This window comes from Citrobacter sp. Marseille-Q5395 (genome assembly GCF_947057495.1).
GTDB lineage: Bacteria > Pseudomonadota > Gammaproteobacteria > Enterobacterales > Enterobacteriaceae > Citrobacter > Citrobacter murliniae.
Genome location: NZ_CAMSEL010000006.1, coordinates 159,110 through 180,725 on the forward strand (window position 1 = coordinate 159,110; position 21,616 = coordinate 180,725).

Consider the following 21,616-nt stretch of genomic DNA (forward strand, 5'->3'; position numbering starts at 1 on the left):
AGGAGTTTTTATGTCTGAAGATATCTTTGATGCCATCATCGTGGGTGCAGGGCTGGCCGGTTCGGTTGCGGCGCTGGTGCTTGCCCGTGAGGGGGCTCAGGTGTTGGTTATCGAGCGTGGTAATTCTGCTGGCGCGAAGAATGTCACCGGTGGGCGCATCTACGCGCATAGCCTGGAGCGCATTATCCCCGGTTTTGCTGAACAGGCTCCCATTGAACGCATGATCACCCACGAAAAACTCGCCTTTATGACCGAACAAGGGGCGATGACGATGGATTATTGCAACGGTGAAGAAGCCGCGGCATCGCAGGTTTCTTACTCGGTATTGCGCAGTAAATTTGACGCCTGGTTGATGGAGCAAGCTGAAGAAGCAGGGGCCCAGCTTATCACCGGTATTCGCGTGGATAACGTTGTTCAGCGTGATGGCAAAGTCGTGGGTGTGGAAGCCGATGGCGATATTCTTGAAGCAAAAGTTGTGATCCTCGCTGATGGGGTGAATTCTCTGCTGGCAGAAAAGCTGGGAATGGCAAAGCGCGTTGAAGCTGCTCATGTTGCCGTTGGCGTGAAGGAGCTCATTGAATTACCGAAGTCGGTAATTGAAGATCGCTTTCATCTGCAAGGGAATCAGGGGGCAGCCTGTCTGTTTGCCGGTTCACCGACCGATGGTCTGATGGGCGGTGGCTTCCTTTATACAAATGAAACAACCCTTTCTCTGGGGCTGGTGTGCGGTCTTCATCACCTGAAAGACGCTAAAAAATCGGTCCCACAAATGCTGGAAGATTTCAAACAGCACCCGGCTGTTGCTCCACTAATAGCGGGTGGCAAGCTGGTGGAGTATGCCGCCCACGTTGTACCGGAAGCAGGAATGAATATGCAGCCTGAGCTGGTTGGCGATGGTGTGTTGATAGCCGGTGATGCCGCAGGCATGTGCATGAACCTTGGCTTCACCATTCGCGGCATGGATCTAGCCGTGTCGGCAGGAGAGGCGGCTGCTAAGACGGTGCTCTCCGCCATGAAGCGCGATGATTTTAGCAAACAGGCGCTTACCGAATATCACCAGCATCTGGACGATGGCCCGATGCGCGACATGCGCATGTACCAGCGCTTGCCTGCATTCCTTGATAATCCACGCATGTTTACAGCTTATCCAGAGATGGCGGTTGGTATCGCCCGTGACCTGTTCACCGTTGATGGTTCGGCCCCTGTTCCTATGCGTAAAAAAATGCTGCGTCATGCGAAGAAAGTGGGCTTCATCAACCTGCTGAAGGATGGCCTTAAAGGAGTGACCGTATTATGACTTCTCCTGTCAATGTGGACGTCAAGCTGGGCGTCAATAAATTCAATGTGGATGAAGAAATCCCGCATATCATTCTGAAAACTGAGCCCGATCAACAGGTGCTGGACGTGTTAATTAAAGCCTGTCCGGCAGGACTGTATAAAAAACAGGACGATGGCAGTGTGCGTTTTGATTACGCCGGATGTCTGGAATGCGGTACATGTCGGATTCTTGGGCTTGATACGGCGCTGGAAAAATGGGAATACCCACGCGGGACGTTTGGCGTGGAGTTTCGCTACGGCTAATAAGTACAGGTTTGTGCACCCGTAGGCCGGATAAGACGCCTCTGTGTCGACATCCGGCAATAATAACGTGACGCCAGTGCCGGATAGCGGCGTATATGCCTCCTCCGGCCTGGATATAACGCTTTGCCCGTGTTGAAACAGGAAGTCGCTATGCAGCAGCCCAGGAACTTTGATGACATCAAATTTACCTCCATTCACCGTCGGATAATGCTGTGGGGAAGCGGTGGGCCGTTTCTGGATGGTTATGTGCTGGTGATGATAGGCGTTGCGCTGGAGCAGCTCACACCAGCATTGAAACTGGATGCCGAATGGATTGGCCTGCTGGGAGCCGGGACGCTGGCCGGGCTGTTCGTTGGTACATCACTGTTTGGTTATATCTCCGATAAGGTCGGACGGCGCAAAATGTTCATCATCGATATTATCGCCATTGGCGTGATATCGGCGGCGACAATGTTCGTCACATCTCCTGTTGAGCTGCTGGTAATGCGCGTGCTGATCGGTGTTGTGATTGGGGCAGATTATCCCATTGCGACCTCCATGATCACCGAGTTTTCCAATACCCGCCAGCGTGCTTTCTCCATCGGTTTTATTGCCGCTATGTGGTATGTCGGCGCCACCTGTGCCGATCTGGTCGGCTACTGGCTGTATGATGTTGAGGGGGGATGGCGCTGGATGCTGGGCAGCGCGGTGATCCCTTGCATTTTGATCCTGATTGGTCGCTTTGATCTGCCTGAATCACCACGCTGGCTGCTGCGTAAAGGCCGGGTAAAAGAGTGTGAGGAGATGATGATAAAGTTGTTCGGCGAACCGGTGGTGTTCGACGAAGAAGCGCCGCAGGAAACTCGTTTTCTCCAGTTGTTTAACCGTCGCCACTTCCCGTTTGTCTTGTTTGTTGCCGCAATCTGGACCTGCCAGGTGATCCCGATGTTTGCCATTTACACCTTTGGTCCACAGATTGTCGGGCTGCTGGGCCTCGGTGTCGGGAAAAGCGCCGCGCTGGGGAATGTGGTGATCAGCTTATGCTTTATGCTGGGATGTATTCCGCCGATGTTCTGGCTGAACAGTGCAGGTCGTCGACCGCTATTGATTGGCAGCTTCGTGATGATGACACTGGCGCTGGCTGTGCTGGGGCTGGTCCCGGATATGGGGGCATGGCTGGTGGTACTGGCATTTGCCGTGTATGCGTTTTTCTCGGGTGGGCCAGGGAATCTCCAGTGGCTATATCCCAATGAACTGTTTCCTACCGATATCCGTGCGTCAGCCGTCGGCGTGATTATGTCATTGAGTCGCATCGGGACCATTATTTCAACCTGGGCGCTCCCTGTGTTTATCACTAAATATGGGATCAATTCTGTGATGTTAATGGGAGCAGGGATTTCGCTAATAGGACTACTTATTTCCATTGCTTTTGCACCGGAAACGCGAGGGTTGACGCTCGCTCAGACGAGTCAAATGACGATTCGCAGCAAGTCCGTATCCCGGGTCAGTTATTAGGAGTGTTCTGTATTTTCCCTGTTACTCAGTCAGTTAGCCTACAGTTAACGGGTATATCACTGAAAATGACTGAAAAGCAGGGAGAACACCATGCAAAAACATATTCTGATCACCTCTATTTTTACCGCAGCTGCTCTGTTTACCGTCGCCGGTTGTTCCTCTAACCAGGCGGTCAAAACCACTGATGGTAAAACGATCGTCACCGATGGCAAACCGCAGGTAGATGATGATACCGGCCTGGTATCGTATAAAAACGCGGAAACTGGCAAAACGGAACAAATCAACCGTGACCAGGTTAAAGACATGAGCGAACTTGACAACTAGTTCAGTTTTCTCCATTCAGCTACTCAATAATATTGACTTTTAGCCTGCTGATTAAGTGACTAAACTCACTGTTATTACAATAATGCAGTGATAGCAGGCTAATCATGATTCTCATCATTTACGCACATCCTTATCCGCAGCACTCGCATGCGAATAAGCGGATGCTTGAACAGGCAAGGACGCTGGAAGGCGTTGAAATTCGCTCGCTCTACCAACTCTATCCCGACTTCAATATCGATATCGCTGCTGAACAGGATGCACTGGCTCGCGCGAGCCTTATTATCTGGCAGCATCCTATGCAATGGTACAGCACACCCCCTTTACTCAAACTGTGGATGGATAAAGTTCTCTCCCACGGTTGGGCATATGGTCATGGGGGGACCGCGCTGCATGGTAAACATCTGTTGTGGGCGGTGACGACCGGTGGTGGGGAAAACCACTTTGAGATCGGTTCCCATCCGGGGTTTGACGTGCTCTCTCAGCCTTTGCAGGCGACAGCGATATATTGTGGTCTCAAGTGGCTCCCACCGTTTGCTATGCACTGCACGTTTATCTGTGATGACGAAACGCTACAGGCGCAGGCCCGTCATTACAAACAACGTTTGCTGGAATGGCAGGAGGCACACCATGGATAGCCATACACTAATACAGGCGCTGATTTATCTCGGCTCGGCGGCGTTGATTGTACCGATTGCCGTCCGACTGGGTTTAGGCTCTGTGCTGGGCTATCTCATTGCCGGATGTATCATTGGTCCGTGGGGGCTACGACTGGTCACAGACGCAGAGTCTATACTGCATTTTGCTGAAATCGGCGTAGTTCTGATGCTGTTTGTTATCGGTCTGGAGCTGGATCCGCAGCGTCTGTGGAAACTGCGTGCATCGGTTTTCGGCGGCGGCGCACTGCAAATGGTGGTCTGTGGTGGATTGATCGGCGTGTTCTGTATGTTCCTCGGCCTGCGCTGGCAGGTGGCGGAACTGATTGGTATGACGCTGGCGCTCTCCTCCACGGCCATCGCCATGCAGGCAATGAATGAACGCAACCTGATGGTTTCACAAATGGGGCGCAGTGCATTTGCCGTGCTGTTGTTCCAGGATATTGCCGCTATCCCGCTGGTAGCGATGATTCCACTACTGGCTGCGAGTGGTGCGTCGACGACGCTGGGAGCTTTCGCTCTGTCTGCGCTGAAAGTGGCTGGTGCGCTGGTCCTGGTGGTTCTGTTGGGGCGCTATGTCACCCGTCCGGCATTACGTTTTGTGGCGCGTTCTGGCCTGCGGGAAGTCTTTAGTGCCGTCGCACTGTTTCTCGTATTTGGCTTCGGCTTACTGCTTGAAGAGGTCGGACTGTCGATGGCAATGGGGGCGTTTCTGGCGGGCGTATTACTGGCGAGTTCTGAGTACCGCCACGCGCTGGAAAGCGATATCGAGCCGTTTAAAGGGCTGCTGTTGGGACTCTTTTTCATCGGCGTCGGCATGTCTATCGACTTTGGGACGCTGATCGATAATCCACTACGTATCGTCGCTCTGCTGGTGGGGTTCCTGGCGATTAAAACCATTATGTTGTGGATTATTGCGAAACCGCTGCGGGTGCCGAATAAGCAGCGTCGCTGGTTTGCCGTATTATTAGGACAGGGGAGTGAGTTTGCCTTCGTGGTGTTTGGCGCAGCGCAAATGGCAAATGTGCTCGATCCCGACTGGGCGAAAGCGTTGACGCTGACGGTAGCACTCTCAATGGCGGCCACGCCGATTTTACTGGTTGTCCTGACGCGGCTTGAGAAATCGGCTACCGATGAAGAACGTGAGGCGGATGAAATTGACGAGGAACAACCCCGGGTGATTATCGCCGGATTTGGGCGATTCGGTCAGATAACCGGTCGTTTGCTGTTGTCGAGTGGAGTGAAGATGGTCGTGCTCGATCACGATCCGGACCACATTGAAACGCTGCGCAAATTTGGTATGAAGGTTTTTTATGGCGATGCGACCCGTATGGATCTGCTGGAGTCAGCTGGCGCAGCTAAAGCTGAGGTAATTATTAATGCTATCGACGATCCCGAAACCAGCCTGCAGCTGACCGAAATGGTGAAAACCCATTTCCCTCATCTGCAAATTATTGCCCGTGCGCGCGATGTTGATCATTACATCCGCTTGCGTCAGGCGGGAGTAGAGATGCCTGAACGTGAAACTTTTGAAGGTGCACTGAAAACCGGGCGGCTGGCACTGGAAGGTCTTGGGCTTGGGCGTTATGAAGCCCGTGAACGGGCCGATGTGTTTCGTCGCTTCAATACGTTGATGGTTGAAGAGATGGTGAAGGGGGAAAACGATGCGGTTTCCCGTGCGGCTGTCTATAAACGCACCAGTGCAATGCTGAGTGAAATTATTGCTGAGGATCGTCAGCATCTATCTTTAATTCAACGCCATGGCTGGCAAGGCACGGATGAAGGTAAACATACGGGCGACGTCGCCGATGAGCCGGAAGTGAAACCGTCAGCATAAGGTACAAAATGTGATGTTCTGCAAACTTTACTGCTAACTGACAGTTTTTGAACTACTGTAATGCTGGCGTACCACCTTAAATAGGTCGGTTCGCCAGCAGAACGAAAAATTTTCCTGCTCATCCTCTTTCCGCCAGTCGACGAAAGATTGCGCTTTCCGTATAGTGGCGACAATTTTTTTGTATCCGGGAAATATTCAATGATCAGTCTGATTGCGGCGTTAGCGGTAGATCGCGTCATCGGTATGGAAAACGCCATGCCGTGGAACCTACCTGCCGATCTCGCCTGGTTTAAACGTAATACCTTAAACAAGCCAGTTGTCATGGGACGCCATACCTGGGAATCCATCGGGCGACCGTTGCCAGGGCGTAAAAATATCGTCATTAGCAGCCAGCCAGGCACCGACGATCGCGTGCAGTGGGTGAAGTCTGTCGATGAGGCAATTGCTGCCTGTGGCGATGAACCTGAAATTATGGTGATTGGCGGTGGGCGTGTGTATGAGCAGTTTCTGCCGAAAGCGCAGAAATTGTATCTGACGCATATTGACGCTGAAGTAGAAGGGGATACGCATTTCCCGGACTACGAGCCGGATGACTGGGAATCTGTTTTCAGCGAATTCCATGATGCCGACGCGCAAAACTCTCACAGCTATTGCTTCGAGATTCTGGAACGTCGTTAATACACTATGTAGGCCTGATAAGCGAAGCGCCATCAGGCAATAGATGGCGTGAATGCCGGATAGCGGCGTAAATGCCTTATCCGGCCTACAGAATGCTCATCAGCCGTTTACAACTTCGCCCGGATCCAGATCTACATGGCGATTTGACGGCTGTACAAAGTATTGTTTGTCTTCCCAGCGCAGACAGGTGAGATCTCCCCCCCAGCAGCAACCAGTATCCAGCGCGTAAATACCTTCCGGAGTGCCTTTGCCCTCCAGCGATGCCCAGTGCCCGAATGCAATGCTATACGCTTCACTGACCGGGCCGGGGATGGCAAACCAGGGCTTCAGCGGAGCTGGGGCATCTTCCGGCGACTCTTTGCTGTACATATCCAGTTGACCGTTGGGGAAACAGTAACGCATACGGGTAAAGGCGTTGGTAATAAAACGTAATCGTGCCAGCCCCGTCAGCTCCGGCGTCCAGTTATTCGGCATGTCGCCATACATGGCATCAAGGAAGAATGGATAGGAGTCGCTCGACAGTACCGCTTCGACATCACGGGCACACTCCTTTGCGGTCTGCAGATCCCACTGTGGCGTAATACCCGCATGCGCCATCACCAGCTTCTTCTCTTCATCAACCTGCAACAGCGGTTGGCGGCGTAACCAGTTAAGCAGCGCGTCGGCATCCGGTGCTTCGAGTAACGACGAGAGTCTGTCTTTAGGTTTATTGCGACTAATACCTGCAAATACGGCCAGCAGATGTAAATCATGATTACCTAATACCAACCGTACGCTGTCGCCAAGTGATTTGACATAGCGCAGCACGTCCAGTGAGCTAGGACCACGGGCGACCAAATCGCCGGTAAGCCATAAGGTATCTTTCCCAGGGGCAAAGTCTACTTGATGCAGCAATGCGATCAGTTCGTCGTAACAACCGTGAACGTCGCCAATAAGGTATGTCGCCATAGCTATTGTTTTAGTGAATGAGTGTTGGAACGGCGAGTCGGAATACGGGAATATCGATGGTAAAGGCGACGCCCTGCTCATCAATCATTTCGTAATGACCCTGCATGGTGCCCAGCGGCGTTTCAATAACCGCGCCGCTGGTGTACTGGTATTCTTCACCAGGTTCAATGTGGGGCTGAACGCCAACCACACCTTCGCCCTGAACTTCGGTTTCGCGGCCATGGCCATTGGTAATCAACCAATAACGCCCCAACAGCTGCACTGGTGCTCGCCCCAAATTGCGGATGGTCACGGTATAGGCAAAAACGTAACGTTCATCATCAGGTGAGGATTGAGCCTCAATATAGACGCTTTGTACCTGAATACACACTCGGGGCGAATTGATCATGCTTAACTCTCCTTCGATGGCGCGTTTTCTGACAGATAGTTAGCCATCCGGCAGTATTGCGCGACAGAGATATTTTCTGCTCGCATCGCCGGATCAACCCCCAGCTCTGTCAATACTTCAACGCTGAACAGATTACCGAGGCTGTTACGTACCGTTTTGCGGCGCTGATTAAACGCTTCGGTCGTAATACGGCTCAGGACGCGAACATCTTTAACCGGGTATGGCATCGTGGCGTGAGGAACCAGACGCACTACCGCGGAATCTACTTTAGGTGCCGGTGTGAAGGCCGATGGCGGCACTTCGAGTACCGGGATAACCTGGCAGTAATATTGTGCCATGACGCTTAATCGACCATACGCTTTACTGTTTGGCCCTGCAACCAGACGATTGACCACCTCTTTTTGTAACATGAAATGCATGTCGGCAATGGCATCAGTATAGGTAAAAAGATGGAACATTAGCGGCGTGGAGATGTTGTAAGGCAGGTTGCCAAACACGCGCAGCGGCTGACCCATTGTCTGCGACAGTTCACCGAAGTTCATGGTCATGGCGTCTTGCTGATAGATGGTCAGCTTCGGCCCTAAAAACGGGTGCGTTTGCAGACGGGCTGCCAGATCGCGGTCCAGTTCAATGACGGTTAGCTTGTCCAGACGTTCACCTACCGGCTCGGTCAGTGCAGCAAGGCCCGGGCCGATTTCGACCATGGCCTGACCCTTTTGTGGGTTGATAGCAGAGACAATACTTTCGATCACAAACTGATCGTTGAGGAAGTTTTGCCCGAAACGTTTACGGGCTAAATGGCCCTGATGGACTCGATTATTCATTGGTATTAACAATCATTTTGATGGCGAGATTAAGCGCCGTAATAAAACTGCCGACATCGGCTTGCCCACGACCCGCAAGTTCAAGTGCGGTGCCGTGATCAACGGATGTGCGAATAAATGGCAGGCCCAGTGTGATATTCACACCGCGACCAAATCCCTGGTATTTTAGCACGGGGAGGCCTTGATCGTGGTACATTGCCAGCACGGCATCCGCGCTATTGAGATATTTGGGCTGAAACAGGGTGTCTGCGGGCAGTGGACCGTTTAACTTCATCCCCTGTGCGCGCATTTCATCGAGAACCGGAATGATTGTATCTATCTCTTCCGTACCCATATGACCGCCTTCACCCGCATGTGGATTAAGTCCACATACCAGAATATGTGGATCAGGGATACCAAACTTCGTGCGTAAATCATGATGCAGAATACCGATCACTTCCCGTAGTAACGCAGGCGTAATGGCATCGGCAACGTCCCTGAGCGGCAGATGCGTGGTCGCCAGAGCAACGCGCAGCTCCTCAGTTGCCAGCATCATCACCACTTTTTTCGCCTGTGAGCGCTCTTCAAAAAATTCGGTATGACCGGTGAACGGCACGCCAGCATCATTAATCACGCCCTTGTGTACGGGGCCTGTGATCAGAGCTGAAAATTCACCTTGCAGGCAACCGTCGCACGCACGAGCCAGCGTATCCACCACATACTGCCCATTTTCCACTACCAACTGACCCGGTACGGCAGGTGCGCGTAGCGCAATCGGGAGCAACGTCAATGTGCCCGCAGATTGTGGTCTGGCTGGTATATCTTGATTGTAGGGGAGGAGCGAGAGTGGTAAACCGAGCATCGCTGCCCGGTTGGAAAGTAGCGCGGCATCGGCGCAGACGACGAGCTCTACCGGCCATTCACGCTGCGCAAGCTGAACGACCAGATCCGGACCAATCCCGGCGGGTTCGCCGGGAGTGATAACAACGCGTTGAGTACGGGTCATTAGTTGCTCAGAATTTTAACGTACGCGCTGGCGCGCTGTTCCTGCATCCAGGTCGCTGCTTCTTCCGAGAATTTACGGTTCATCAGCATGCGATAAGCACGGTCTTTCTGCGCCGCGTCAGTTTTATCAACGTTACGCGTGTCCAGCAGTTCGATCAGGTGCCAGCCAAAAGAGGAATGCACCGGTGCACTCATCTGGCCTTTGTTCAGTCGGGTCAGCGCATCACGGAAGGCTGGATCGAAAATGTCTGCTGCAGCCCAACCCAGATCGCCGCCCTGGTTTGCCGATCCTGGATCCTGAGAGAACTCTTTTGCTGCTGCTGCAAAGGTCGTTTTACCGCTCTTAATATCCGCTGCGATTTGTTCCAGCTTCAGACGTGCCTGCTGATCGGTCATGATCGGCGATGGCTTCAGCAGAATATGGCGGGCGTGAACTTCAGTCACGGAGATGCTCTGACTCTGGCCACGCATATCATTAACTTTCAGAATGTGGAAGCCGACACCAGAACGAATCGGGCCGATAATGTCGCCTTTTTTCGCGGTGCTTAACGCCTGAGCAAAGATGCCTGGCAGTTCCTGAATACGACCCCAGCCCATCTGACCGCCTTTCAGCGCCTGCTGATCGGCAGAATAAGTGATGGCCAGCTTGCCGAAATCACTACCGTTACGCGCTTCGTCAACAACAGAGCGCGCCTGGCTTTCAGCTTCGTTAACCTGATCTGAGGTTGGATTTTCCGGTAAAGGAATAAGAATGTGGCTCAGATTGAGTTCTGTGCTGGCATCATTTTGGTTGCCAACCTGCTGCGCCAGGGCATCAACTTCCTGCGGCAGGATCGTGACACGGCGGCGTACTTCATTGTTGCGCACCTCAGAGATAGTCATCTCTTTACGGATTTGGCTACGATAGGTCGAATAGCTTAAGCCATCCTGAGCCAGACGGCTGCGCATTTGGTCCAGCGTCATGTTGTTCTGCTTGGCGATGTTAGCGATAGCCTGATCCAACTGCTCATCAGAGATTTTCACCCCCATCTTCTGACCCATCTGCAGAATAATTTGATCCATGATCAAACGTTCCAGGATCTGATGACGAAGCGTTGCATCGTCCGGAAGTTGCTGGCCAGCCTGACCTGCATTGAGTTTTACGGACTGCATTAAGCCATCGACGTCGCTTTCCAGAACGACGCCGTTATTGACGACGGCTGCGACTTTATCGACTACCTGTGGGGCAGCGAAACTGGTATTCGCGATCATGGCGATACCGAGAAGCAGCGTTTTCCAGTTCTTCATACTTTTTCCATTATTAATTAACCGCAATGCGGATTACGTAGTATACCCTTCGTCTTTCAAGCCGCATTTTTGTTGGCCGCCTTCACTCACCCCAGTCACTTACTGATGTAAGCTCTTGGGGATTCTCTCAGTTGCCGCCTCAATGCAGCTCGAAATCCATTGGGTATAAATCAGTCAGATCATAAAGCGCTTTGGTACGGCAATATGTTCGAACGCAACATTTGATTGGTGCCAAGGCCATAGTTAGAGCTCAGACCGCGCAGTTCGATATTAAAGCCGATCGTATTGTCATAAACTGCGTGTTGCTGGGTGTTATCCCAACCGTTCAGCTTACGTTCGTAGCCGAAGCGGATGGCGTAACAGCAGGAGTTGTACTGCAAGCCCAGCATTGAGTCCGCTTCTTTGTTCACATTGGTATCAAAGTAGTAAGCACCGACAATCGACCAACGGTCGGCAATCGGGAAGCTTGCCACCGCCCCCACCTGCGAAATCCCGTTTTTATACTGCTCCGCTGTAGAGTAGTACGATGGCAGCGTAGCCTGAATATACTCAGAGCTGGCATAACGGTAATTCAACTGCAGCATGCGGTTTTCGTCACGACGATATTCGATGCTGCTGCTACTGGTGGCGACGCTGTCCAGACGGGTGTCGTACTGGATACCGCTGCGTAAACCCCAGCGATCGGATATACGCCAGTAGGTATCGCCTGCCCATACCAGTGAGCCGGTTTTGTCGTCATTCTCCCATTTAATGTTGTCATCGCCGGTGCGAGACTCCGTGAAATAGTAGATTTGACCCACGGAAATATTAAAACGTTCAACGGCCGCGTCATCATATACGCGAGATGTGACACCGGTAGTGACCTGGTTGGCGGAAGCAATACGGTCCAGACCGCCATAAGTGCGGTCACGGAACAGGCCGCTATAGTCAGATTGCAGCAGTGAGGAGTCATAGTTATAGATATGACTTTGGTCACGATACGGTACGTACAGGTACTGCGCGCGTGGCTCCAGCGTCTGGGTATAACCCGGTGCCAGCATTGCCATGTCACGCTCAAATACCATTTTGCCGTCAACTTTAAACTGCGGCATCACGCGGTTGGCCGATTCGTCCAGCTTGTTTACGTTGCCCGGATTATTATTGTACGTATCCAGATTCGTTTGCTGATAATGCGTTGCCAATAGCTTCGCTTCAGTGTTGATGCTTCCCCACTGATTGGATAACGGCAGATTGATAGTTGGCTCAAGGTGAACTCGTGTGGCTTCCGGCATATTGTCATTGGTATTGACGAAATGCACCGCCTGACCATAAATGCGGGTATCGAACGGACCCACATCATTCTGATAGTAGTTGACGTCTAACTGCGGTTGCGCAGAGTAACTGTTGCTGTTTTGGGCGTCGAAGACCTGGAACTGCTTGGTCGATATCGTGGCATCAAAGTTCTGTACCGCGTAGCCAACGCTGAATTTTTGCGTGGCATAGCCGTCGGTACTGGAGCCGTATTTATTATCGAAATCATTAAAGTAGCTGGTATCGCTGACTTTGGTATAGTCGACGTTGAAACGCCACACCTGGTCCATTACCCCGGCATGTTGCCAGTAGAACAGCCAGCGGCGCGAATTGTCATCCTTCGGATGTTCATCATCGTAAACTTTGTCGGAATTCAGATAGTCAAATTCCATCAGGCCCGCACCCGCCTGAGTGAGGTAACGGAATTCGTTCTCCCACATAATACCGCCACGACGGTGCATATAATGCGGCGTGATGGTGGCGTCCATATTGGGCGCGATATTCCAGTAATACGGAAGGTAGAACTCAAAATAGTTATTGGTGGAGTATTTTGCGTTCGGGATCAGGAAGCCAGAACGTCGCTTATCTCCAACGGGAAGCTGTAAATAAGGGCTGTAAAAGACCGGAACCGGGCCCAGCTTGAAGCGAGCGTTCCAGATTTCTGCCACCTGTTCTTCGCGGTCGTGGATCACTTCGCTACCGACAACGCTCCAGGTATTAGATCCCGGCAAACAGGAGGTAAAGCTACCGTTCTCCAGAATGGTATAGCGGTTTTCACCACGCTGTTTCATCAGGTCCGCTTTCCCGCGCCCCTGACGGCCAACCATCTGATAGTCACCTTCCCAGATGTTGGTATCTTTTGTATTCAGGTTAGACCAACCCTTCGGTCCCTTCAGAATGACCTGGTTGTCATCATAGTGGACGTTACCCAGAGCATCGACGGTGCGAACCGGCTCCGGCAGACCCTCGGCCTGTTTCTGATGAAGCTGTACTTCATCGGCCTGCAGGCGGCTATTACCCTGGGCGATATCCACGTTGCCGGTAAACACGGCGTCATCCGGGTAATTCCCTTTCGCGTGATCGGCATTGATGGTAACGGGTAACTCGTTTGTCTCGCCCTGCACCAGAGGACGGTTATAGCTTGGCACGCCCAACATGCACTGTGAGGCGAGATCGGCTGCCAGACCCTGCTGACTATAGAGGGCGCTGGCAATCATGGTGGCCAGAAGAGTGGGAATACGTTTTTTCATACGTTGTATTTATTGTTCCATCATCAGTAGCGTCGCGCGTGACAAACGGTCACAGCCTAACTTATCTCATCTTCACTGCGCTAGTATTAATCCTGCCCATTTAGGCATCCGTGGTGTTAGGCACGGCATTGAATGACAGGTATGATAATGCAAATTATAGGCGATGTCCCACAATTGACCGCAGCCGTAAAACGGTAAAAGCACCTTATATTGTGGGACATAGCCTGGCTGACAGCATAAAGATTTGGGGAGTCTATGCAGTATTGGGGAAAGATTATTGGTGTAGCCGTGGCCTTAATGATGGGCGGCGGCTTCTGGGGCGTGGTTTTGGGCCTGTTAGTTGGCCATATGTTCGACAAAGCTCGCATGCGCAAAATGGCATGGTTTGCGAATCAACGTGAACGTCAGGCACTGTTTTTTGCCACCACTTTTGAGGTGATGGGACATCTGACCAAATCCAAAGGACGCGTCACGGAAGCAGATATCCATATTGCCAGCCAACTGATGGATCGGATGAATTTGCACGGTGACTCACGTACCGCCGCTCAGCATGCCTTCCGGGTGGGAAAATCAGATAATTACCCATTACGTGAAAAGATGCGCCAGTTTCGTAGCGTCTGTTTTGGCCGTTTCGATCTGATCCGCATGTTTCTGGAGATTCAGATCCAGGCCGCGTTTGCCGATGGGTCATTGCATCCTAACGAACGCGAAGTGCTGTACGTAATTGCAGAAGAACTGGGGATCTCGCGTACGCAATTTGATCAGTTCCTGCGCATGATGCAGGGGGGCGCGCAGTTTGGTGGAGGATACCAGCAGCAGTCTGGTGGCGGCTGGCAGCAGGCGCAACGAGGACCTACGCTGGAAGATGCCTGTAACGTGCTTGGCGTTAAAGCAACCGATGATGCGACGACCATTAAGCGAGCCTATCGCAAACTGATGAGTGAGCACCATCCTGATAAACTGGTTGCGAAAGGGTTGCCGCCGGAGATGATGGAAATGGCGAAACAAAAAGCGCAGGAAATCCAAAAAGCTTACGAGTTGATTAAGGATCAAAAAGGGTTCAAGTGATTGCTTTGTCGGATGGCGGCTGGCGTCTTATCCGGCCTACGTTATGAATGTAGGCCGGGCAAGCGAAGCGTCTCCGGCATTAATTGGCACTGAGATTTAAAAATCTGCCGGGACTTTAAACGTCATACTGTTGCCGTAGGCGGGGTGGGTGATGGTTAGCATCTCCGCATGCAGTAGCAAGCGTGGTGCCATCGCCAGGGCTTCCGGCGGGGCATAGAAGCGATCGCCCAGAATCGGATGCCCTAACGCCTGCATATGTACGCGAAGCTGATGGGAACGCCCGGTAATAGGTTTGAGCACCACCCGGGCGGTATTATCTGCAGCAAACTCCACGACTTCATACTCGGTCTGCGCGGATTTGCCGGTTTCATAACACACTTTCTGCTTTGGTCGGTTCGGCCAGTCACAAATCAGTGGTAAATCAACCAGTCCCTCGGCAGGTGAGGGATGTCCCCAGACGCGCGCGACATATTGCTTCTTCGGCTCACGCTCGCGAAACTGACGTTTTAGCTCGCGCTCTGCCGCTTTGGTCAGCGCCACTACAATCACACCGCTGGTTGCCATATCCAGACGATGTACGGATTCTGCCTGTGGATAGTCGCGCTGAACACGTGTCATCACGCTGTCTTTGTGCTCTTCAAGACGACCCGGCACGGACAACAAACCGCTCGGTTTGTTGACCACCATAATGTGTTCATCCTGATACAGGATAACCAACCAGGGTTCCTGCGGCGGATTGTAGTTTTCCATCCCCATGTATGACTCCGTTACTGGTGCGTCACGACGATCAGACGCAAGGCATCCAGGCGCCAGCCCGCCTGATCCAGGCTATCCATCACCTGTTGACGGTTGCTTTCGATTGCAGCAAGTTCGTCATCACGGATGTTTGGGTTAACAGCGCGTAGTGCTTCCAGGCGCGACAGCTCCGCAGTCAGCTTCTCGTCCGCTTCTTTGCGCGCGGCGTCGATCAATGCCCGGGCAGACTTCTCAACCTGTGCTTCGCCCAACTGCAAAATCGCGTGGACATCCTGTTGCACGGCGTTGACCAGTTTGCTTCCGGTGTGGCGGTTAACGGCACTGAGCTGACGGTTAAAGGTTTCAAACTCAACCTGCGCGGCGAGGTTATTACCATTTTTATCCAGCAACATGCGTACCGGTGTTGGCGGCAGGAAGCGGTTTAACTGTAGCTGTTTCGGCGCTTGCGCTTCAACGACGTAGATCAGCTCAACAAGCAGTGTGCCTACTGGTAATGCTTTGTTCTTCAAAAGGGAAATGGTGCTGCTACCGGTGTCTCCGGAAAGGATCAGATCCAGACCGTTGCGGATCAGCGGGTGTTCCCAGGTAATAAATTGGGCATCTTCACGCGACAGCGCCACATCACGCTCAAACGTAATGGTACAGCCATCTTCTGGCAGTCCCGGAAAGTCAGGAACCAGCATATGGTCGGATGGCGTCAGGACAATTAAGTTATCACCACGGTCATCCTGATTAATACCGACGATATCAAACAGGTTCATGGCGAACGCGATCAGGCTGGTGTCATCGTCCTGCTCTTCAATACTTTCGGTCAGCGCCAGTGCTTTTTCGCCGCCATTGGAGTGAATTTCCAGCAGACGGTCACGCCCTTGCTCCAGTTGCGCTTTCAGTGCGTCGTGCTGTTCGCGGCAGGTTTTGATCAGGTCATCAAATCCCTCGTTGTTTTCCGGTTCTGCCAGATAACCAATCAGATTATTGTAGACAGTATCATAGATGGTACGTCCGGTCGGGCAGGTGTGTTCGAACGCATCCAGACCTTCGTGGTACCAGCGCACCAGCACAGACTGCGCGGTTTTTTCCAGGAAGGGGACGTGGATCTGAATATCATGCGCCTGACCAATACGGTCCAGACGGCCGATACGCTGTTCCAGCAGATCCGGGTTAAACGGCAGATCAAACATCACCAGATTGCTGGCAAACTGGAAGTTACGGCCTTCAGAGCCGATTTCAGAGCACAGCATCACCTGTGCGCCGCTGTCTTCTTCGCTAAACCAGGCGGCGGCACGGTCACGTTCAATGATCGACATACCTTCATGGAACACGGCGGCGCGAATGCCTTCGCGCTCACGCAGCACCTGTTCCAACTGCAACGCGGTGGTCGCTTTCGCACAGATAACCAGCACTTTCTGCGAGCGATGGCTGGTCAGGTAGCCCATCAGCCACTCAACGCGCGGATCAAAATTCCACCAGGTACCGGTATCGCCTTCGAATTCCTGGTAAATCTGTTCCGGGTAGAGCATGTCGCGTGCGCGATCTTCCGCGCTCTTGCGCGCACCCATAATGCCGGAGACTTTAATTGCGGTCTGGTATTGGGTTGGCAGCGGCAGCTTGATGGTATGCAGCTCGCGTTTCGGGAAGCCTTTCACGCCGTTACGAGTGTTACGGAACAGTACGCGGCTGGTGCCATGTCTGTCCATCAGCATCGAAACCAGCTCCTGACGTGCACTCTGGGCGTCGTCACTATCGCTGTTCGCAGCTTGCAACAATGGCTCAATGTCCTGCTCGCCAATCATCTCACCCAGCATGTTTAGCTCATCGTTGCTCAGCTTCTTGCCTGCCAGCAGCATAGCGACGGCATCGGCAACCGGACGGTAATTTTTTTGCTCTTCAACGAACTGCTCGAAATCGTGGAAACGACTTGGATCCAACAGGCGCAAACGTGCAAAGTGGCTTTCCATGCCCAGCTGTTCCGGTGTTGCGGTCAGCAGCAGGATCCCCGGTACGCGCTCAGCCAGCTGTTCAATCGCCATATATTCACGGCTTGGCGCATCTTCGCTCCACACTAGGTGATGGGCTTCATCGACCACCAGCAGATCCCACTCGGCGTCGCACAGATGTTCCAGACGCTGCTTATTGCGACGGGCAAAGTCCAGTGAGCAGATGATCAGTTGTTCGGTTTCAAACGGGTTGTAGGCGTCATGCTGCGCTTCGGCATAGCGCTCATCATCAAACAGCGCAAAGCGCAGGTTGAAACGGCGCAACATTTCGACCAGCCACTGATGCTGTAACGTCTCAGGGACGATGATCAGCACACGCTCTGCGGCGCCAGACAGCAACTGTTGATGCAGGATCATCCCGGCTTCAATTGTTTTTCCTAAGCCAACTTCGTCTGCCAGCAAAACACGAGGGGCATGGCGACGACCGACATCATGGGCAATATTGAGCTGATGAGGGATCAGGCTGGTGCGTTGACCGCGCAAACCACTCCACGGCATACGGTACTGCTCGCTCTGAAATTTACGCGCACGGTAGCGCAGAGCAAAGCGGTCCATACGGTCGATTTGACCAGCAAACAGGCGATCCTGCGGTTTACTGAATACCAGTTTGCTGTCGAGTAGTACTTCACGCAGCATCACACCGGTTTCTTCGGTATCAAGGCGGGTCCCGATATAAGCAAGCAGGCCGTTTTCTTCTTTTACTTCATCGACATGCAGCTGCCAACCTTCATGGCTTGTTATCGTATCGCCAGGATTGAACATCACCCGGGTCACGGGGGAATCACTGCGCGAGTACAGACGGTTTTCACCCGTTGATGAGAAAAGTAATGTGACGGTTCGCGCATCCATGGCGACAACAGTACCAAGTCCCAATTCGCTTTCTGTATCGCTGATCCAGCGTTGACCAAGTGTAAAAGGCATATGTGTTCGGCTCTATATCTTTAATTGCAGGCAATACTCGTCATTATTCGGGCACCCCGAGTTTTTGAGAGCATACGACACCGCTACCAGGCTAATAAATCAGTGGTAGTGATGTTAAATGGGTCCAGGAATGGAAAGGGCGCTATGGTACTGGATGGCGACGCATTCGTCACGCGTCAAAATAACCCCAGTTGCCCTGTGAGTAGTGTAGCAAAGTTATCATCAATAAAGGGAAGAATTCCCTCCGCAACAGGCTGTAGCTGGCGCGTAAGATAATGTTCGTAATCCAGCGCAGATAATTGATAATCCACCGGTTCCGGGCCGTTTATCGTCCAGACATATTTGATGGTACCGCGGTTTTGATACTGCGGAGGGCGGCCCAGCTTTACGTTTTGTTCGTCAGCAAGCCGTGCGGCACGCACGTGTGGCGGCACATTACGTTGGTATTCGTTCAACGGGCGACGCAGGCGCTTGCGGTAAACCAGTTGGTCATCAAGCTCTCCCGCCATCAGTTTATCAATGGTTTCGCGGATAAACTCCTGATAGGGCTCGTTACGAAAAATACGCAGATACAGCGTTTGCTGAAACTGCTGCGCCAGCGGCGTCCAGTCGGTGCGCACTGTTTCCAGCCCTTTGAAGACCATACGCTGTTGGTCTCCATCCTGAATGAGTCCGGCGTAGCGTTTCTTGCTGCCCGTATCCGCACCGCGAATCGTCGGCATCAGAAAACGGCAGAAGTGGGTTTCAAACTCCAGTTCCAGGGCGCTGGTCAAATTCTGTTGTTGCAGCGATTGTGCCCACCAGGTATTGACGTTATTCACCAATTGCTGGCCAATCCTTCCGGCCTCCTCTTCTGAGTATGCGCCTTTGAGCCAGACAAAGGTTGAGTCGGTATCACCATAGATGACGTCGTATCCCTGAGCTTCAATCAGTGCTTTGGTCTGGCGCATGATCGCATGGCCGCGCATGGTAATTGATGAAGCCAGCCGTGGATCAAAAAAACGACAGGCGGTTGTTCCAAGCACGCCGTAAAACGCGTTCATGATGATTTTCAGCGCCTGAGAAAGCGGCTTATTACCGCGGCGTTTAGCCTCATCGCGTCCGTGCCAGATCTGGGTAACGATCTCCGGGAGGCAGTGTTTTTCGCGTGAGAACCAGGCATCAAGAAAACCTTCGGTACTGTGTACCGGGTCAGGATGCGCCATACCTTCAATTAACCCCACCGGGTCGATTAAAAAAGTCCGAATGATTGAGGGATACAGGCTTTTATAGTCCAGTACCAGCACGGAATCGTACAAACCCGGGCGCGAATCCATCACGTAGCCGCCGGGGCTGGCGTGAGGGGGGACTTCCCCCAGATTCGGTGCCACGTAGCCGGCGCGGTGCATGCGCGGTAAATAGAGATGGCCGAAGGCGGCAACGGAACCACCGTGCCGGTCGACAGGCAGGCCGTTGACCGTCGAGCGTTCCAGCAGAAATGGCATGATTTCAGTTTTATGAAAAATGCGCGTGACCAGTTCGCAGTCTTTAAGGTTGTATGTGGCAAGCGCAGGCTTATCGTTAGCGAATCGGCGGTCAATTTCATCCATTCGATCCCACGGGTTATCAATAGATTTCCCTTCTCCCAGCAGCTCTTGCGAAACCGTCTCCAGTGAAAACGATGAGAAATTCCAGAATGCTGATTTAAGCGCTTCAATGCCGTCAATAATCAGACGGCCTTTAGCCTGGGCGAAAAAAACGCCATTTTTGAAACCATGCTCGCGCCACTCCAGCTCGCTGTTATCGCGGCCAAAACGCAGTGGAATACGATAACGTTCGGCATGATTTTGCAAGACGCGTAAATCGAACTGCACCACGTTCCAGCCGATAATCACATCAGGATCGTGACGTGCTATCCAGTCGTTGAGTTTTTCCAGCAACTGAGGACGACTTGCCACGTACTCAAGTGCAAAATCAAGCTGTGAGGCATCACCATTTGCCGGGCCGAGCATATACACAATGCGTTGTCCGCAGCCTTCAAGGCCAATGCAGTACAGTTCACCGTGTCGTGTCGTTTCGATATCCAGTGATACCCATTTCAGCGGGGGACGGTAGTCTGGATTCGGCTTCAGGCGGGCATTTACAAGCGTGTTGCCGCGTCTGTCGCCTTCGACCCAAACGGGGGACGTGATAAAGCGTTCCATCAGATAACGCTCTGGTGGGCGCACGTCTGCCTCGTACACCGTCACTGCGTTTTCTCGCAGCAGTTTTTCCAGACGCATAAGCTGACGATGTGAACGGCAATACAGGCCAGAAACAGGTTGTCGGTGAAAATCTTGCAAATTGAGCGGCGTCAGGCGATAGCCGTTTTCACTACTTAATAATGAGGTGACTCGGGAAACCTGGCTTGTGGGGATAAAGGCGACCGACTCTTGAGGCGCAAGCGTGACAAGCAGTGGCCCATCGTCTGTTGCCAGCCAGAATGAAACCTCTGTCCCCTGCGAGGTATCCCGCCAGTGTCGGGTTAAAATAAAACCTGCCTGCGCCACGCTGTGTATCCATCAAAAAACCAGGCATGATTATAGCCTGGTTCTGAGAAGTTTGCTGTGGTTTTATACAGTTGTATGCCGCCAGAGCGCGCTGCACTGCTTGAGTAATTCGCTACTGTCCGTAATAGGCCTTGGCACCGTGTTTACGCAGATAGTGTTTGTCCAGCAGGGTTTGCTGCATATTCGGCAGTTGTGGCGCGAGCTGGCGGCAGAAGATCCCCATATAGGCGACTTCCTCCAGCACAATCGCGTTGTGTACGGCGTCTTCGGCATTTTTACCCCAGGCAAACGGGCCGTGAGAGTGCACCAGCACCCCCGGCATTTGCGCTGCGTCAATGCCTTGCTTCTCGAAGGTTTCAACGATCACATTACCGGTTTCCCACTCATATTCCCCGTTGATTTCGGCGTCGGTCATTTGACGCGTGCAGGGAATAGCCCCGTAGAAGTAGTCCGCATGTGTTGTGCCTGTTGCCGGAATCGACTGACCTGCCTGTGCCCAGATGGTCGCGTGACGCGAATGGGTGTGGACAATGCCGCCAATGGTCGGAAACGCCTGATACAGCAAACGGTGGGTTGGGGTATCGGAAGACGGTTTTTTCTCTCCTTCTACCACTTCACCCGTTGCAATACTGATGACGACCATATCATCAGCGGTCATAACACTGTAATCGACACCGGAAGGTTTTATTACAAATACGCCGCGCTCGCGGTCCACGGCACTAACGTTTCCCCAGGTCAGGGTAACCAGGTTGTGCTTCGGTAGCGCCAGGTTCGCTTCCAGTACCTGACGTTTGAGATCGTCTAACAT

18 protein-coding genes are annotated in these 21,616 nt (G+C 52.6%); 8 read left to right on the top strand and 10 right to left on the bottom strand.

All coding sequences use genetic code 11. The features are described 5' to 3' along the window. The first annotated feature begins 10 nt into the window (after window positions 1-10). The 7 genes from OH663_RS08990 to folA all read left to right on the top strand — a co-directional run bounded on the left by OH663_RS08990 (window position 11) and on the right by folA (window position 6,567). Window positions 11-1,297 carry an FAD-dependent oxidoreductase gene (locus tag OH663_RS08990; RefSeq protein WP_045439672.1) on the top strand — a complete coding sequence of 429 codons (1,287 nt, stop codon included), beginning with the start codon at window positions 11-13 and terminating at the stop codon, window positions 1,295-1,297. After that, window positions 1,294-1,581 (top strand): ferredoxin-like protein FixX, encoded by a 288-nt coding sequence (gene fixX / locus OH663_RS08995; protein ID WP_045439675.1) that lies wholly within the window; start codon window positions 1,294-1,296, stop codon window positions 1,579-1,581. Before OH663_RS08990 ends, fixX begins: the two co-directional genes overlap by 4 nt. A 150-nt stretch (window positions 1,582-1,731) precedes the next feature. Continuing rightward, entirely contained in the window at window positions 1,732-3,075 is a 1,344-nt protein-coding gene (locus OH663_RS09000) for an MFS transporter (protein WP_200011428.1), read from the top strand. A 90-nt stretch (window positions 3,076-3,165) separates the two neighbouring features. Continuing rightward, window positions 3,166-3,399, top strand: a complete 234-nt coding sequence (locus tag OH663_RS09005) for a YgdI/YgdR family lipoprotein (protein WP_005124493.1) — start codon at window positions 3,166-3,168, stop codon at window positions 3,397-3,399. 104 nt (window positions 3,400-3,503) lie between these two features. Next, window positions 3,504-4,034 (top strand): glutathione-regulated potassium-efflux system oxidoreductase KefF, encoded by a 531-nt coding sequence (gene kefF / locus OH663_RS09010; protein ID WP_045439684.1) that lies wholly within the window; start codon window positions 3,504-3,506, stop codon window positions 4,032-4,034. Then, window positions 4,027-5,889 carry a glutathione-regulated potassium-efflux system protein KefC gene (gene kefC, locus OH663_RS09015; RefSeq protein ID WP_263525715.1) on the top strand — a complete coding sequence of 621 codons (1,863 nt, stop codon included), beginning with the start codon at window positions 4,027-4,029 and terminating at the stop codon, window positions 5,887-5,889. Before kefF ends, kefC begins: the two co-directional genes overlap by 8 nt. A gap of 198 nt (window positions 5,890-6,087) precedes the next feature. Further along, window positions 6,088-6,567, top strand: a complete 480-nt coding sequence (gene folA, locus OH663_RS09020; protein ID WP_136345316.1) for a type 3 dihydrofolate reductase — start codon at window positions 6,088-6,090, stop codon at window positions 6,565-6,567. A gap of 99 nt (window positions 6,568-6,666) precedes the next feature. On the opposite strand, the gene apaH is transcribed toward folA, so the two are convergent. From apaH to lptD, 6 genes are all read right to left on the bottom strand, one after another. Next, on the bottom strand, window positions 6,667-7,515 hold the full coding sequence (apaH, locus tag OH663_RS09025) for a bis(5'-nucleosyl)-tetraphosphatase (symmetrical) ApaH (RefSeq protein WP_200011434.1): 849 nt from the start codon (window positions 7,513-7,515) through the stop codon (window positions 6,667-6,669). A 10-nt stretch (window positions 7,516-7,525) separates the two neighbouring features. After that, the gene (gene apaG, locus OH663_RS09030; protein ID WP_045439694.1) at window positions 7,526-7,903 is read right to left on the bottom strand and encodes a Co2+/Mg2+ efflux protein ApaG; all 378 of its coding nucleotides are present in this window, start codon (window positions 7,901-7,903) and stop codon (window positions 7,526-7,528) included. Between the two features lie 2 nt (window positions 7,904-7,905). Then, on the bottom strand, window positions 7,906-8,727 hold the full coding sequence (rsmA, locus tag OH663_RS09035) for a 16S rRNA (adenine(1518)-N(6)/adenine(1519)-N(6))-dimethyltransferase RsmA (protein WP_045439696.1): 822 nt from the start codon (window positions 8,725-8,727) through the stop codon (window positions 7,906-7,908). Continuing rightward, the gene (pdxA, locus tag OH663_RS09040; protein WP_045439698.1) at window positions 8,720-9,712 is read right to left on the bottom strand and encodes a 4-hydroxythreonine-4-phosphate dehydrogenase PdxA; all 993 of its coding nucleotides are present in this window, start codon (window positions 9,710-9,712) and stop codon (window positions 8,720-8,722) included. The genes rsmA and pdxA overlap by 8 nt, the downstream gene beginning before the upstream one ends. After that, on the bottom strand, window positions 9,712-10,998 hold the full coding sequence (gene surA, locus OH663_RS09045; RefSeq protein WP_045439701.1) for a peptidylprolyl isomerase SurA: 1,287 nt from the start codon (window positions 10,996-10,998) through the stop codon (window positions 9,712-9,714). Before surA ends, pdxA begins: the two co-directional genes overlap by 1 nt. Before the next feature lie 179 nt (window positions 10,999-11,177). Beyond that, a complete protein-coding gene (lptD, locus tag OH663_RS09050; protein WP_045439703.1) occupies window positions 11,178-13,538 on the bottom strand; it encodes an LPS assembly protein LptD in 2,361 nt (786 codons plus the stop codon). Between the two features lie 255 nt (window positions 13,539-13,793). On the opposite strand from lptD, the gene djlA reads away from it, so the two are divergent. After that, complete coding sequence (gene djlA, locus OH663_RS09055) at window positions 13,794-14,606, top strand: co-chaperone DjlA (RefSeq protein WP_045439706.1); 813 nt, start codon at window positions 13,794-13,796, stop codon at window positions 14,604-14,606. A gap of 96 nt (window positions 14,607-14,702) precedes the next feature. On the opposite strand, the gene rluA is transcribed toward djlA, so the two are convergent. The 4 genes from rluA to araD form a co-directional block, all read right to left on the bottom strand. Further along, window positions 14,703-15,362 carry a bifunctional tRNA pseudouridine(32) synthase/23S rRNA pseudouridine(746) synthase RluA gene (rluA, locus tag OH663_RS09060; protein ID WP_048222072.1) on the bottom strand — a complete coding sequence of 220 codons (660 nt, stop codon included), beginning with the start codon at window positions 15,360-15,362 and terminating at the stop codon, window positions 14,703-14,705. Between the two features lie 11 nt (window positions 15,363-15,373). Further along, window positions 15,374-18,280 (bottom strand): RNA polymerase-associated protein RapA, encoded by a 2,907-nt coding sequence (gene rapA / locus OH663_RS09065; RefSeq protein ID WP_045439712.1) that lies wholly within the window; start codon window positions 18,278-18,280, stop codon window positions 15,374-15,376. 176 nt (window positions 18,281-18,456) lie between these two features. Continuing rightward, a complete protein-coding gene (gene polB, locus OH663_RS09070) occupies window positions 18,457-20,808 on the bottom strand; it encodes a DNA polymerase II (RefSeq protein WP_200011440.1) in 2,352 nt (783 codons plus the stop codon). Between the two features lie 112 nt (window positions 20,809-20,920). After that, window positions 20,921-21,616 (bottom strand): L-ribulose-5-phosphate 4-epimerase, encoded by a 696-nt coding sequence (araD, locus tag OH663_RS09075; RefSeq protein ID WP_048222070.1) that lies wholly within the window; start codon window positions 21,614-21,616, stop codon window positions 20,921-20,923.

Excerpts from the sequence above, each read along its gene's own strand:
- rluA (WP_048222072.1), bottom strand. The coding sequence starts at position 15,362 with ATGGGGATGGAAAACTACAATCCGCCGCAGGAACCCTGGTTGGTTATC.
- araD (WP_048222070.1), bottom strand. The coding sequence starts at position 21,616 with ATGTTAGACGATCTCAAACGTCAGGTACTGGAAGCGAACCTGGCGCTA.
- OH663_RS09000 (WP_200011428.1), top strand. The coding sequence starts at position 1,732 with ATGCAGCAGCCCAGGAACTTTGATGACATCAAATTTACCTCCATTCAC.
- kefC (WP_263525715.1), top strand. The coding sequence starts at position 4,027 with ATGGATAGCCATACACTAATACAGGCGCTGATTTATCTCGGCTCGGCG.
- rsmA (WP_045439696.1), bottom strand. The coding sequence starts at position 8,727 with ATGAATAATCGAGTCCATCAGGGCCATTTAGCCCGTAAACGTTTCGGG.
- surA (WP_045439701.1), bottom strand. The coding sequence starts at position 10,998 with ATGAAGAACTGGAAAACGCTGCTTCTCGGTATCGCCATGATCGCGAAT.
- OH663_RS09005 (WP_005124493.1), top strand. The coding sequence starts at position 3,166 with ATGCAAAAACATATTCTGATCACCTCTATTTTTACCGCAGCTGCTCTG.
- fixX (WP_045439675.1), top strand. The coding sequence starts at position 1,294 with ATGACTTCTCCTGTCAATGTGGACGTCAAGCTGGGCGTCAATAAATTC.
- rapA (WP_045439712.1), bottom strand. The coding sequence starts at position 18,280 with ATGCCTTTTACACTTGGTCAACGCTGGATCAGCGATACAGAAAGCGAA.
- djlA (WP_045439706.1), top strand. The coding sequence starts at position 13,794 with ATGCAGTATTGGGGAAAGATTATTGGTGTAGCCGTGGCCTTAATGATG.
- OH663_RS08990 (WP_045439672.1), top strand. The coding sequence starts at position 11 with ATGTCTGAAGATATCTTTGATGCCATCATCGTGGGTGCAGGGCTGGCC.
- folA (WP_136345316.1), top strand. The coding sequence starts at position 6,088 with ATGATCAGTCTGATTGCGGCGTTAGCGGTAGATCGCGTCATCGGTATG.
- pdxA (WP_045439698.1), bottom strand. The coding sequence starts at position 9,712 with ATGACCCGTACTCAACGCGTTGTTATCACTCCCGGCGAACCCGCCGGG.
- apaH (WP_200011434.1), bottom strand. The coding sequence starts at position 7,515 with ATGGCGACATACCTTATTGGCGACGTTCACGGTTGTTACGACGAACTG.
- kefF (WP_045439684.1), top strand. The coding sequence starts at position 3,504 with ATGATTCTCATCATTTACGCACATCCTTATCCGCAGCACTCGCATGCG.
- apaG (WP_045439694.1), bottom strand. The coding sequence starts at position 7,903 with ATGATCAATTCGCCCCGAGTGTGTATTCAGGTACAAAGCGTCTATATT.
- lptD (WP_045439703.1), bottom strand. The coding sequence starts at position 13,538 with ATGAAAAAACGTATTCCCACTCTTCTGGCCACCATGATTGCCAGCGCC.